Raw genomic sequence first — 14,657 nt, 5'->3', positions numbered from 1 at the left:
CGAGAAGGTGAAATGGTATGAGTAAAGGTCAAAGTGACACTGCTGAAAAACTGTCGTTTATTGATAAATTCACCATGTTTGCCGCCAAATTAGGCGGCCAGATTCATCTAAGATCCTTAAGAGATGCATTTGCAGTCATCATGCCGCTGTTTATTTTAGCAGGGGTAGCAGTGCTGGTTAATAACGTCATCTTTCCATGGTTTTTTGAAGGAAATACACTAGCAAATGCCCAATACTGGGGAACCACCATCACTAATGGTACTTTAAATATTGCCGGCCTTTTGCTTGCTCCAATGATTGCTTACAGCTTATCAAGAAATCGGAACTTTAAGGATCCCTTGGCATCTGCAGCAATTGCGTTAGCAACACTGGTCATAATGATGCCCAATACCGTTTCGCTGACTCCAGTCGGCGAAGATAAAGCAGTTGATATTACAGGCGTTCTGACATTCGGTAACCTTGGAACAACAGGGATGTTTGCTGGAATTATAATCGGCTTGGTAGCGACTGAAATCTTTATTAAAGTTTCTAGTATTAAGAAGCTGGCAATTAGTCTAGGGGACAATATTCCTCCAGCTGTGAGTAAATCGTTTAATGTCATGATTCCCGCCATCTTGGTATTATCCTTATTTGGTGTGATCTCATTAATTTTAGCAGTAGCATTTGACACTAACTTAATTTCGTTAATTTCCAATATGATTCAAGAGCCATTACGAAAAATTAATACGAGCTTGATAGGGACAGTAGTCATTTACAGTATTGGAAACTTCCTGTTTTCTATCGGCATTCATCAAACAGTTGTAAATGGCGCATTACTCGATCCGCTGCTACTGGCCAATATGAATGAAAATATGCTTGCTTATGCAAATAACGAGGCAATCCCACATATTATCAACAGCTCTTTTGTGCATACATTTGGCATGATTGGCGGTACTGGTAGTACAATTTCATTGATTCTCGCTATATTCCTATTTGGAAAAAGCAAGCCAGGAAAGGATATCGCCAAGCTAGCTACAGGACCAGGACTGTTCAATATTAATGAGCCAGTTATTTTTGGCTATCCAATTGTCTTCAATATTCCAATGATGATACCATTTGTACTCTTGCCAGCCATTGGCATCATCGTCACTTATTTTGCCACAGCTGTCGGGTTCATCAGCAAGACGGTCGTTTATATTCCATGGACAACACCGCCGCTGTTAAGCGCGTATCTGGCAACAGCAGGCGATTGGAAGGCTGTACTTCTGCAGGCTGTGATTATCATCGGTGGTGCTTTCCTATACCTGCCATTTATGAGAATAAGTGAACGGGTCAGCCAGATGAGCAACGACAAAGCAGCATAAAATACTTTAGGTATCTGTATTAATCATGTTATGATACTAATATAGGGAAATCGACCAATAATTGGCGATTTCCTTTTTTTAAAAAGCAAGCCAATGCCTTTCTAAATAATAAATTCATTCTTTGAGGTGTAAAAAATGGTCAAGTATAAAGATATTGCCGAACAAATTCGAAATAGAATCATCAACAATGAATATGATGCATCAAAACCCCTTCCAGATCAGGAAAGGTTGGCAAAAGAATTTGGCACGAGCAGAGTGACTATTATAAAAGCCTTAAATTTATTATCAATCGAAGGCTTAATATACAGTAAACAAGGATCTGGAACATTTATCAGAAAAAACGCCTTACAAATGTCCAAGCTCGATTCAAGGGCAGATGAATACGTAGGAGTAACAGAACAAATAAAAGGCAACGGTACGATTTCAAGCGTTATTATCACATTCAACGTTCGCTTTCCAAACGAAGACGAATGCGAAAAACTGATGATCTCCAAAAGCCAGCCTATATATGATATTATCCGCTTCAGACTGTTAAATAAAGAACCATTCTTAATCGAGCATACAATAATGCCAGTGCACGTAATCCCAAATATAACAGAAGAAATTCTCCAAAAATCCATCTATCATTACATAAAAAACGACCTAGGCTTAACAATGCTCGGAGCCAACAGGCGCATCCGCGCAGACCAGCCAGATGAATTGGATCAGCAATATTTAAAGTGTACAGAACGAGATCCTGTCCTTGAAGTGATACAAGTGGTTTATTTGGATAATGGAGTTCCGTTTGAATATTCAAGAACTCGGCATCGGTATGATATGGGGGATATTTTGGTGGTGGATATGAAGTATAAGAATTGATCATTAAAGTGATTCGAGTTTTTCGAAATTATTATAATAATGTAATTAAATTAACGTATAGTATACAGTTATACAAATTCTTGCCGAGTAATTATTTCAGAAAAGGAGTAAAGAACAAATACACCTATTTCTCCTAATTGTCACACCAAAAAAACATTTATGATTTATTAACAAAATTACCGAATATTCTTGAATACAATTTAAACGATGATGAAGGATTAGAGGGATTGAGAAATATACGGTAGGTAACTTAAATTATAGCTTTCTTGATTTTAGCCATATGTGGACAAAGTATAGTGGCATACAACCTTTGAATGGATTAAAGTAATTCACTTGGATATTAGAAAATATCCTGGTCCATTCTCCGATGTAGAGATAGATTTTGAAACCCTGACTATGAAAAATATTACGAGATGTATGGGTGAATCTGATAAAACAAAAGCTATTATTCCGTTGACAGAAGAGAAGTTAGATTGGTTTCACTCAGAATTTATTCATTGGGATTTTGTCAACTGGATCGAAGAATATTATTAATATGGTTTGGATCGAACTCAATGAAATGTTAGGATCCAATACGACACATATTGCGAAATAAATACAGGAAGTAATTACTTTCCTAAAGAGTGGACAAAATTCCGTAAAGCAGTTACTGATTTAAACAGTACTAATATTTATTAAATTACTTAGAAACATGAAGCGGATAGATTTTGGGAAGTTCGATTACTATTTCTAAGGATAGAAAAATATTATAGAAAAAAACTTATTGGAATGAGGACCATGCTTTCTCTAGAACAGGAGTGAGAGATATTAAATTCATATTCGTAATTTGGAAATAAAATTAGCGATGACAGATACAACTATAAGTATAGAAATAAAAATAAAAAAATGGCACGCAAATTGTCCATGTAGTTAATAGCTATATAAGTAGTAAGGAGAAATATAATTCTTAAAAAATATGAAATAGTCAATAGAAGTTGGTTTACCATTAAGGAGTTGAATGAAGAGGAAATCAGAACAAAATGTATTGGTTTTTGGTAACCCTTTTTTGGTACATCCATAATATGCTATTCAATTTTCCCATAGTATATATTTATTTTTCTAGTTTAAATGCTTTTACCAAATATATAACCCAATAGGTTTACCTTTCAATCACCTCTTGAATTGACTCCATAAATTTAGTCATTGTTATTTTATAAGGCAGTTTCCAGGGCATAAGTTCGATTTTTAATTGGACTTATGCCCTTTTATTTTAACTTAATTCGAGTGTGATTGTAGCAATAAAACTAGCCTTCCAAATCTTGTTTAAAATGGTCCATACTTTAAAATTATGCAGATAGTTTTTTTGAAACCTTCATTATATTTTTGGCTTTGTTATTAAGTTCCATACGGACACATCATTCCATGAAGTGCATTGTAAGGACTTAACTAAGTTGTGTACATAAAACTATACTAACACCAATTTGTTAAATCGAGAAAAGATATAATTCAGGGGACTTTATGTAATGGATTAAAAATTTCAAGCGTATTAGAAACAAATTTATTGGAGAATAAGCAAACCTTTGGCTGGTCCCCTTAATAAATTGCTTAAAAACGATCTGATATAAAAATAAAATTATTGAACTAAGTTCCCCAATAAATTTAATATTATATTGATTCGTTTCCTATATATTTCTTCCTCTAGCTTATATATAATTAATCTGCCAATAACTTTCCTACATCATCTTCCGAATCCAGAATATGAATCTTTCTAAGGCATGGTGGATCAAGTGCCACTGTAATATAAATATTATATTCGCCACCTCTATCTAACCATTTATTGTGATGACTTTCTAAGTAAAATCTCCCTTTTTTATCAAGAAAAGGTGCTGGGTTTTAACTGAGGTGGCAAACACCTTTAGCCCTACGTTTGAACATTTCAGAAACATACGGGTCATGATCAAAAGTATTTGTAAGTTGTATAGCGTTGACCTATCTGATCAGCATTTTTAGCTCGATTATAAAGTGTTTTGTCATTAAATTTTTGAGCCTCTTTCTCTTTAGCTGCTTCTTTAATCCTTTATAAATCCTCTGATATAATGAACTTATTTTCCTACAACACGTAGTATTTTTCGGCCTGCTTGAACCTCCGTAAAAGGATTCTGCACAAGTTCAACTTTTTCCTTTAAAACATGTTTGCCTGTTTTAAATGTTTAAAACAAATAAACGTAAATACCATTCGATCTGGATTCATTTAAGGTTTTATTTTGGACAATATAAATGTCTTGAGTTCCTTCTTGACCAATTCCGGTATATAAAAGTATTTCTTCCCCATCCTCATTTATTATCCACTTATCTTCATAAATGCCTTTAGTATGATCCGAAAAGATTAATGCGTGTTAGTTGGAAGAGGACGCCACATCCCTCCTTGTATTGAACATTTAAATGCTTTAGCATTTCATTAATATGATAAACCTTTCTAAAGATCAAGTCATAAATACCACGTTGTTGATCTTCTATCCAAACTTTTATTTCTTCAATATCATAACGTTTTGATTTTCCTATTTGATTAACGGGTAGGCCATCCTTTTCCGTTCGGTGTAATGTTGAACGAGATATTAAAAGTTCATCTTGTAGTTGTTATGAATCTATTAATAAATATAACTATCCTATTAAATGTTTCTTACTAATGTTTCTAAGATAACTTTATTGTTGTTTCAGTATAAGCTTTGAGATACTGATAAAGAGTAATTGAATTATTAATTTTTAATAATAGTATTCAATTGGTTTAATCTAAATAGTTATCATATTTTTCATGATTATACTAAAAAAAGTAATAATTAATTTTTAGTTTAAATACTTTTCCATACTCTGAAAAGATGCATCCTTTTTGGTTTAGTATTATTAATTAGTCCAACATACGTTTTGTTTCCCAATCTAAGGTATAAGGTAGTAATAAGGATAGTCTTTGGTAATGCTATCTTAATTTGTTGAAATACTTTACTATTATTTTAAACAAATTAGTGATTCTACAGTTAACAGCCACTTTTTAGTAATATACTGAGACACTATTATTTGTATATATTTTGGATTTATTGTGTATGATGCAATGTAGAATTAGATCATTCTATATAATAAATAATGAGATATAATAATCGATTATGAGTATATCTCTAAAGATATTTGGGTATATCTCCTGTATATCTATGCTATATCTACACTATATCTCAGTACAAAAATGTGATATCACTTAATTTAACAGGAAACGTAATAGGAATGGGTATTTGTAATACTTTTTTTGAAAGTGATATCATACTTCCTTATGCTCTTTAATAAAAAATGGATTTTTTATTAAAATTTTTCAAAAGACATAAATTATTAGTTAGGAAGTAAGTTATATAATTGTGTGCTTTTAAGAATCTACTCAGATCTTTTTCTGAAGTTTTTTTCGCTACTTTCTTTTGTACAATACTTACGGAAGCTATAAAAAGTATATGGCGGGATGACCATGGATGATAGGATTAAAGCACCTTATTAGGATAAGTTACTAATCTGAATGTTCTTGGGAAATATTTATTATTTAATGTTGTACCTTGACTTATAGAAACTGATATAAAAGATATTCCTATCATAATTAGTTATAGCCACTCAAACGCTAACTTGAAGTGAAGTAATATCCTAATAAACTGGTTAAGTATTTGGAACAGCAGCAAAAAAACAATGTTAAATATATTATACAAATTCTTAGTAAAAGACTAATAACAAAAAAGTACATTAAAAAATAAATAATAGTAATAAGAAAATGAATCGGATAACTACAGTAAATATAAGGCTAGTATAATAAACATATTAAACTAAAGGAGCTTGGGATTTTACCAGGTAAAGCAGAACTTTTTCAACCGAATTTAAACTTCCAATTAGTAAAGCAATGGTAAGTAATAAAGGTCCCGTAGTGATATTTTCGAAAATAAAAAATAAAATCTTACGCTTTAAATCATTGGATTAACACTATTGCCTCTCTAACACTACTCGCATTTGAATTGAATGATTTATTTGAATTCACGAGAAACTAGGTAACTTAACGCCATTGGAATTCAAAAAATTGGCCTTTATAAAGTTGTCCATTTTTTGGTGTTAATATTTTAAAATGGTAACTATTAAAAAAGAAAGGAAATGCTTTAAGTGGAAGGTTTTCTATAACTAATACCATATAATAAAGAATAGCGAATTAACATTGTTTTAATTTTGGGTATTTTTATTCTTATATTTCTAAGATGGTTAAATATGAGTAATTATTATAAAAATGAATAGCATCATGCTATTATAGAAATCATATTATGAATGATCTGCGATCTGCAAATTATAACTCAAAATGCTGAAAATGGATTTTAAATTCATTTTTGCCCATATTATTATCAATTAGAAGTGATTAAGCCAATATTCTACTTTGTTTTCCTATGGCTACTTCTTATAAATAAATAAGGAATATATTTTACGCTGAACTTGTGTAAACTACTCCTTAACAGCATTCTAGAAAATTAAAAATAAATATCTTACGAGGGTCCCTGAATAGTAATATAAGGGTAGGGTTCTATTAAGTTTTTAGTTTTAATGATATTAGGAAATGAGTACTACTTTGTTTTCTGCCTTTTGCTGATATGGAAGAAGGTTTAATAAAAACATTCCAATATAAACTATATTTCTCTGAGAATAGATGTAGACAATAACAGTAACATTTAATGAAGATATATATATTAAGTGAAGAAATTCATGTGGATTTTTCACTTGAATTACTTATTATTTTACTTTAATGATTTAATAATTGTATTTGTCATAATAGAAGATGAACGAATGAGATAAGAAATACAAATTTAGTACTTTGAAAAAACTCCTAACTCTATCATGTAGAATGCAACAACCTAGAAAAAATAATGTTAATTTAGTAATCAGTAAAGTTGCAAAGAGAAATTGAAAAATAAAGCAAATATCATTTAGTATTAATATTATGCCTCTATTCATAGTTTAATTTAGTCACCATCTGAAGATCAAGAGTTGAACTTGAAACACGTATAAGCTACAAAAAGTAATGTCATTAAATGACTGACAGCCTCCAAAATGAATCCCATTACCTCCGCTTAATAAACATATTTATGATAACCACTATGCTTTAGATATTTTTTATATTTTATCAGATACTACTTGAGAAAAAATGAATGGTAATATGTTTTTAAAAAGCAACTTACTATTATTTAAAAAAATTTTGCAAACATTTTATAACACTTCGTGAGATTAACTTATAGCTATAAACGATTATTCCAAACTAGAACACTATAGGAAACTCAAAGCTTAGTGTGAAAGTTAAACTTATTTAATCAATAAACCTTGAGGGATAGTGTGAATTTTAAAAATAGAAGAACTGTAATCCAGTACCTTCTAAATGTAAAGAGTTAGTCAATATACTATTCTAAAGAAACCTATACACTTTTTTTACCTGCGTATTATTTCCGACGTATAAGACATCAGCTCACGCCTAATACGAGACACATTCACAGGTTAAAAAGATAAGATACAATCACTACAAACAGATAATTTGAAGTGGACAACTAGAGAAAATGAATACCTAATTAGAGAAGAGGTACCAATTCATTTTAATCACGATAATGAAGGGGAAGGTACAGAATGAAGTTGTACTATAAAGAAGAGTACCTAGGTGACATTCATGATGCCAATAGAGAAGGTGCTTGGGTATATGGAACATTCAAACCTGCAGCAAACATCGAAAAAATTAAAACAATCTTAGAAACTTTTACGAAGGAAGACCATGAGTTTGCAGTAGACCAATTTAATGCAGAATGGTTAGATGAAAGTAACTGGTTTATTGCTGATGAACAGGGTGATAAAAAAGAAATTGAGATTCCTGCTGTTTATCCAGATGGTGAAATAAATTGGCGTTGGAGATAAGACTGAATAGTGAAGGAGTTGCTGTTGGCGGCTTTTAATACTTGAAAAATTACGAAAGACTATGCAGTAGTGAAGTTGAGTGATTGGTAGGGAATTACTATGGAAAAACACATATTTAGCCACTTATCAGATGAAGAAAAAGTACTCTTTTTTATTCTGTTATCAAAAGAAATTTTAAGCGACTTTTCACAAAATGCCCTTTTAAAAAGTTTGGAATGGGTAAAAACCAAACAAGAAATGGGTTATGAACTTTATAATCTATTGGATGATGAAGAGAATGGAATCACAATTATTCATGAGATGTCCGAAAATGGGAAAGAAAGTGCTGCGTGGAATTGTATTATTGACACAGTTGCTTATACAAGTCGAAAAGCAATGGAAAAGGAGGGTGTAGAATACTTTCCAGAACCAATTGCCCTAGTGGATGATACACTAGTGGAACATTTTATTAGCTCTATTAAACAAGTTAAAGGTGATTCGGGTGATTCTACTCTGCTTATAAAGAAAACGTTCGAGCAACTTTTATCAATTTTAGATTAAGCGTAATATTTATTAATTTATATGTTTATTAGGCTGCTGATAGCAATGGACTAAGACATTTTTTAGATAACACTCCTAAAAAGGTGCAGACGAGGTACGAAGTAGGTTATTAGTGCAACGACCTTCTAGAGCTATTATATTTTAATTGCATATTGTGATAATTTCAGCTGGAAAACAAATTAAATGAAAGGAGCGTACAATGGTAGATAATTTAAAATCATTAGATACAGCTAAACAGGTTGCGTTTTTATTAGGATTAAGTGAAACAGTAGTTGATATTTTAAAAACTTCTCCCAATTATGATTCTGTAACCAATGCTTTAAAAGTGGCATGGGAATGGTTAGAAGAGAAAAAGCACACAGGAGAGGATATCTATTACCTGTTAGACGATGGAACAGAAGAAAAAGGTCTTTTTATGCAAATGCAAGTTGAAGTAGATAAGAAAAATGAATTAGTATTTGGCTGTATTGTAGATGCTGTTTCTTTTGTGTGTTGGAAAGCATATCAAAATAAGGGTGTAGAATATTTGCCAACCCCAATTGAGAATGTTGATGAGGGAATTGTACAGCAATTTCTAGAGGGATATTTCCTAATAGATGAAAATAATAAAAAAAATGCAGAAAGTTTACTTGAAAGAGTTGAACTTCTTTGTAATGAGATATAGTTATGATGTTTATAGAAGTTGTGGATAATGAAGTAAATCCTATGAAGAAATAGAGCAGTATTCTATTTAATGTATAGGGGACAAAGGATTATTTTGTTGATTTATGTATTTTAAAAGCGCTACAAAACATTAAATTATGAGCAAATGACAGCATTTTTAATGTTGTGTACACAGTTAATTGAGTCTATAACTATTAAAAATGTAAATAACATTTGATGATGAATAAATTTGGTTTTGTTAAGTATTGAAATCTGGATATAAAGAAGGAGTGATTAGTAAGAACTTATGAAAAATAAATCTAAATTTATAATGAATTTTATCCTAATAATCCTATATGTGTCAAGGCCGATTAAAACTTCCTCAAAATCGCCGGTTTAAAATTCCCCAGAAGGACATTTCAGTCCTTCTGTTTTTGCGTACTCAAGTGCTTCTCTTTTAGTCTGTAACTATCACCTTTCAAGTTAAAGATACGAGAGTGATGCAAGAGGCGATCTAACATCGCTGTTGCAATTATCGGATCTCCAACCATTTCTCCCCATTCTCCAAAGCCTTTATTGGATGTAAGGATGATAGAGCCACGTTCATATCTTCTTGATATAACTTGGAACAAATAGTGTACACTTTGCGTATCAAGGTTCAGATAACCAATTTCGTCGATAATTAAAACCGAAGGTTTAATAAAGGAAACTATTTTCTTCTCCAGTTTTTCCTGCTGTTTTGCTTTTCTTAGCTGGGATACTAGCTCGCTCATTGTAATAAAATGGGTTTTCATTCCTTTTGAGATTGCCTCCATCCCAATAGCTACTGCAAGATGTGTCTTCCCAATACCAGGAGGACCTAAAAAAATTAAATTTTCTTTGTTATCGAGGAAGGAAAGATTCATTAATTCTCTAATTCTTCTTTCATCCATGTCCACTTGGGCTGTAAAATCAAATTGATCTATCGTTTTTCGGTAAGGAAACCTCGCAAACTTCAGCAGGGTTTTCTTCATTCTTTCCTGTTTTTCAGTGATTTCTAGCTCTAGAAGGCTGAATAAAAACTGTGAATATGGTACATTATCTTTAGACGCTTGTTCGGCCAGTTCGGACCATCGGTCCGCAATAACGGGCAAGTTTAATTTTTGGCTATACTCCTTTATCTCTTTTTTCATGATGATTCACCCCTAGTGAATTCATCATAGACGGATAAGGGGCGTGTATCTACTTCCAAGGAAACAGGCTGTGGGGCGCCAACCACGACAGTTTGTTTCCTTGTTATTTTTTCGGAGAAGGGAATAACTTTTTTCCGTCGCTGTAGCTTACTAATTTCTTCTCCCTGATAAAATATCCTAATTAAACCCTCCAGAGATTCTTTTATCAATATTTCTTTTCCAGCGTACTTAGAGGATAGAATCCAACTTTCTCCCTTATAGGAGAAGCTTCCGTCCCAATGAACTTTCCTAAAGGAAATATAACTTGTATCATATTCTTTCTTCTCATTTATTGGATGAAGCTTTTCCTCTGTCCATTTTTCTTGTGGAGAATAGCCGGTTGTTTCATTTCTCTTTCGGTTACCAACAGTATCCAGCCATCTCATTAAAAGTTGGTTCAATTCTTCCACACTATTAAACTTTGTCCCCACATAAAAATGATTCATAATGTACTGAATAGCCCTTTCCACTTTTCCTTTTGTTTGGGCTCTGTATGGGCGGCAGGCTTTTGGAATAAATCCATAGTAAGAGGCGAATTCTGCAAATCTTTTATTCCATTTAATGACCCCTTGATCACGTCCATCTGTGACAGTCCTCATATTATCAAACAAGATAGTAGAAGGTATCCCACCCAGATATTTAAAACTGTTAATTAGACCTTGCATGACATGTTCCTGATCCTGGGATAAAGTAAAAAGAGCGTACTTCATTCGCGAATAGCCTAAGATGGCAACAAACATGGAAAGCTTCCTTTTTTCTCCGTTCAAAATGACTTCTCCGACCTCTTTCCAATCGACCTGCATCTGTTCACCCGGAAGGGTTTCATAACGGACAGTATATTTCTTTTTTGCTTGTTCTCGATATGGCTGCATATAATCCTTTAATATCGTTTTGCCACCTTGATATCCAAGCAACTTGATCTCGAGAAGCAGTTTCTCTGCATTAAATACCCGATCCTCTAGCATCCTCCTATTGATATAATCCTTAAATTCATCAAGTTTACTGCTTCTATTTCTTTTCCTAGCAGTGGGGATGGTTTCGGACATTATGTATTTTTTAACCGTCTTGCGGTCCATCTTCAGCTCATTGGCGATATCAGTAATACTCATTCCTCTTTGGTACATTTCTTTAATCATAAAAAATTCCCCTCTTGTCTTCACGAACCATAGCTCCTCTCAACAAACTATGGTTCTATTTTAGATGGGGAATTTTATTCCGGCTATATTGAGGATTTTAACATCGGCTTTAACAATATGTCGTTGTTTCAATCTTTGTATTAGTAGTTTACGCAATTAAAGATGATTTGTCAGAGGTTTATAAAGCTTTCATTCCTCTAGCTATTACAGGCATAGCATGTTTCATATTGAATAATAGTAAAGAGAAAGATACTAAAGAAGAAATTTAGGGGAGTTCCTAACTAAAGGTACTTCTCTTTCTTATATATTGATTCACTTAATTATTCGAGAATGAAAGAAGGTACTGACCCCAGTACCTTCTAAACTAACAATTAACACTAATCTAAAGAAACCCAAACACTCTTAACCTCTGTATAATTCTCCAATGCATAAGACCCCATCTCACGTCCAATGCCAGACTGCTTATACCCTCCAAACGGAGAAGCAGCATCGAATGTATTATAACAATTCACCCAAACTGTTCCGGCTCTAAGCTTACTCGCAATATAATGTGCTTTCCCAACATTCTGCGTCCACACACCCGCTGCCAAGCCATACTCACTGCTATTAGCTCGGTTGATTAACTCATCCAAATCATCATATGGCATCGCTGAAATAACCGGCCCAAAGATCTCTTCCTTCGCAATCGTCATTTCATCTCGCACATCAGCAAATATTGTAGGTGAAACGAAGTAACCCTGCTCCTGTGGTTTATTACCGCCGACTACAAGCTGTGCACCTTCATTCAACCCTTTTTCAATATAACCAAGTACGCGATTCTGCTGCTCAACAGAAACAAGCGGACCGATTTCTGTATCTGCATGAATACCAGCGCCTTGTTGAATATTTTTAGCATGGGATGCCATATCAGCAACCACATTATCGAAGTGTTTCTTTTGGATAAACACGCGGGAACCTGCACAGCAAACTTGGCCTTGGTTAAACATAACCCCGTTTAGGGCACCAGGAATTGCCTTTGATAAATCAGCATCAGGCAAGATAATATTCGGTGATTTACCGCCTAGCTCCAATGTAACACGTTTTAATGTTTTAGAGGCATTTGCCATAATTAGTTTTCCGACTTCAGTCGAACCGGTAAAGGCAATTTTATCTACTAATGGATGATCTACTAGCGGCTGGCCAGCTGTTTCGCCGAAGCCTGGGACGATGTTGACGACTCCTTCTGGGAAGCCGGCTTGTTGGATTAATTCTGCGAGGTAAAGGGCTGACAGTGGTGTTTGTTCAGCTGGTTTTAGGACGACGGTACAGCCTGTTGCGAGTGCGGCGCCGAGCTTCCACATGGCCATTAGGAGCGGGAAGTTCCATGGAATGATTTGCCCGACAACTCCGACTGCTTCATGGCGTGTGTAGTTTAGGAATGGTCCGCTGACTGGGATTGTCTGGCCGACGATTTTTGTGGACCAGCCTGCGTAGTAGCGCATATGCTCGACTGCCAGCGGGATATCGGCATTGGTTGTTTCGCGGATTGGTTTGCCGTTATCTAATGTTTCGAGCTGGGCTAGCTCGGCGCTGTTTTCTTCCATTAAATCTGCGAGTTTGTACATGAGGCGGCTTCTCTCTGATGCACTGATTTTGGACCATGGGCCTTCATCGAATGCTTTGCGGGCTGCTTTGACGGCACGGTCGATGTCTTCTGGGCCTGCTTCGAAAACAGTTGCTAAAACCTCTCCAGTTGCCGGGTTGTATGTATCGAAGGTTTTTTGTGAGGTGCTTTCAACAAATTCACCGTTAATAAATAGTTTTTTCTGGCCGTTTAGGAATCTTTCCACCTTTTCTTTTAGCACTCCAGATAATTGAGTCATCTAACTCCTCCTTATTTTTTTGGAATCGCTTACAAAAGTAATGTTAACACTGTGAAAATAAGGAAACAACACTTATTTATATAAAAATTCTGATAATATTTGACAAAAACAAGCATTTCCTTGTAAGTTAACAGATAAATATCTACATATTTCAACATAATAAAAGTCATTGAAGGTTAAAAGCTTCAATGACCTTGTGATTCATCAATCTGTTCTTCAAAAAAACCAACGAGAAAATCGAATAGTGACTTCTCCACATTGGTAAACGAATGCCCGCTTGGAAAACATAAATAAATCGTCCGTTTACATTCAGGTTCCCTTATATGCAGCAGTTTAAGTGGATCCTGCCTGACATTTTTCCACAGGATTGAAGGGATGAAGGAGATGCCTAATCCTTCTTGAATTAGTCCTCTAACTGTAGCTGGATCATCACTTTCGAAAATAATATCTGGTTCGTAATGGACTTGTTCAAAAAATTTATTGGTTGTGTGCCGCAATGGTTTTCCACTCGTTAAGCTGATAAACTTTTCTTTTTCTAAGTCCTTTAAAGAAACAGAGTCTAAATGGCTTAGCGGATGGGAGATAGGAACACCCAGTAATATTTCTTCTTCCAGTAAGACGATATGCTCGTTACCTTCTAATGGCTCAGATGTGATGGCAAAATTATAGGAAATACTTTTATTTGTATGCTGTGTTAGATTAAAGCGTGTTTTTGGAAACTTAGTTCGAAACTGCTGAAGTAGCTTCGGCAGCAGCATCGAACCGACTGTTACATAAAGGGTAATCGTATCCATTTGCCCATTTTTTATGTCTTTCATTTCTGAAACGCCTTGTTCAAGGGCATAGAGTGATAGATTTACCCATTTTAGAAACTTTTCACCCGCTGAATTGAGAAAGATATTTTTTCCTTTTCGATCAAACAGCTGCATATCTAGTTCTGTCTCAAGCCTGCGAATCATTTTACTGAGGGCAGGCTGTGATATTAATAGTTCATTGGCAGCATGGGTGATATTCTCATGCTTTGCTGTTACTTGGAAATATCTTAACTGCAGTAAATCCATATGTAATAATCTCCTTATAACCATTTGGTTATTAATAGTGGCCGAAAATATATTTTTATTTTTTATT

10 protein-coding genes are annotated in these 14,657 nt (G+C 34.1%); 5 read left to right on the top strand and 5 right to left on the bottom strand.

The features are described 5' to 3' along the window. The first annotated feature begins 17 nt into the window (after positions 1-17). Both L8T27_RS20990 and L8T27_RS20985 read left to right on the top strand, forming a co-directional pair. Positions 18-1,343, top strand: coding sequence for a PTS sugar transporter subunit IIC (locus L8T27_RS20990; protein WP_237942782.1), 1,326 nt, complete (start codon positions 18-20; stop codon positions 1,341-1,343). 135 nt (positions 1,344-1,478) lie between these two features. Next, positions 1,479-2,201 (top strand): GntR family transcriptional regulator, encoded by a 723-nt coding sequence (locus tag L8T27_RS20985; protein ID WP_237942780.1) that lies wholly within the window; start codon positions 1,479-1,481, stop codon positions 2,199-2,201. 2,189 nt (positions 2,202-4,390) lie between these two features. Here the strand turns inward: L8T27_RS20985 and L8T27_RS28950 are convergent. Continuing rightward, positions 4,391-4,567 carry a hypothetical protein gene (locus L8T27_RS28950; RefSeq protein ID WP_481858874.1) on the bottom strand — a complete coding sequence of 59 codons (177 nt, stop codon included), beginning with the start codon at positions 4,565-4,567 and terminating at the stop codon, positions 4,391-4,393. A 3,289-nt stretch (positions 4,568-7,856) separates the two neighbouring features. On the opposite strand from L8T27_RS28950, the gene L8T27_RS20980 reads away from it, so the two are divergent. From L8T27_RS20980 to L8T27_RS20970, 3 genes are all read left to right on the top strand, one after another. Next, on the top strand, positions 7,857-8,138 hold the full coding sequence (locus L8T27_RS20980; protein WP_237942778.1) for a hypothetical protein: 282 nt from the start codon (positions 7,857-7,859) through the stop codon (positions 8,136-8,138). A gap of 99 nt (positions 8,139-8,237) precedes the next feature. Continuing rightward, a complete protein-coding gene (locus L8T27_RS20975; protein WP_237942776.1) occupies positions 8,238-8,678 on the top strand; it encodes an Imm6 family immunity protein in 441 nt (146 codons plus the stop codon). Between the two features lie 199 nt (positions 8,679-8,877). After that, positions 8,878-9,342, top strand: a complete 465-nt coding sequence (locus L8T27_RS20970) for an Imm6 family immunity protein (protein ID WP_237942774.1) — start codon at positions 8,878-8,880, stop codon at positions 9,340-9,342. Positions 9,343-9,739: 397 nt separating this feature from the next. Here L8T27_RS20970 and istB read toward each other — a convergent pair whose 3' ends face one another. The 4 genes from istB to L8T27_RS20950 all read right to left on the bottom strand — a co-directional run bounded on the left by istB (position 9,740) and on the right by L8T27_RS20950 (position 14,590). Further along, positions 9,740-10,492, bottom strand: a complete 753-nt coding sequence (gene istB, locus L8T27_RS20965) for an IS21-like element helper ATPase IstB (RefSeq protein ID WP_237942772.1) — start codon at positions 10,490-10,492, stop codon at positions 9,740-9,742. Beyond that, a complete protein-coding gene (gene istA, locus L8T27_RS20960; RefSeq protein ID WP_237942770.1) occupies positions 10,489-11,691 on the bottom strand; it encodes an IS21 family transposase in 1,203 nt (400 codons plus the stop codon). Before istA ends, istB begins: the two co-directional genes overlap by 4 nt. Before the next feature lie 353 nt (positions 11,692-12,044). Further along, positions 12,045-13,529 (bottom strand): aldehyde dehydrogenase family protein, encoded by a 1,485-nt coding sequence (locus L8T27_RS20955; protein ID WP_237942768.1) that lies wholly within the window; start codon positions 13,527-13,529, stop codon positions 12,045-12,047. A 185-nt stretch (positions 13,530-13,714) separates the two neighbouring features. Further along, on the bottom strand, positions 13,715-14,590 hold the full coding sequence (locus tag L8T27_RS20950; RefSeq protein WP_237942766.1) for a LysR family transcriptional regulator: 876 nt from the start codon (positions 14,588-14,590) through the stop codon (positions 13,715-13,717). Between the last annotated feature and the right edge of the window lie 67 nt (positions 14,591-14,657).

The organism is Niallia sp. Man26 (genome assembly GCF_022049065.2).
Classification (GTDB): domain Bacteria; phylum Bacillota; class Bacilli; order Bacillales; family Cytobacillaceae; genus Niallia.
The sequence above is the reverse complement of the archived record's forward strand: the minus strand, read 5'-3'. Positions and strand labels throughout refer to the sequence as shown.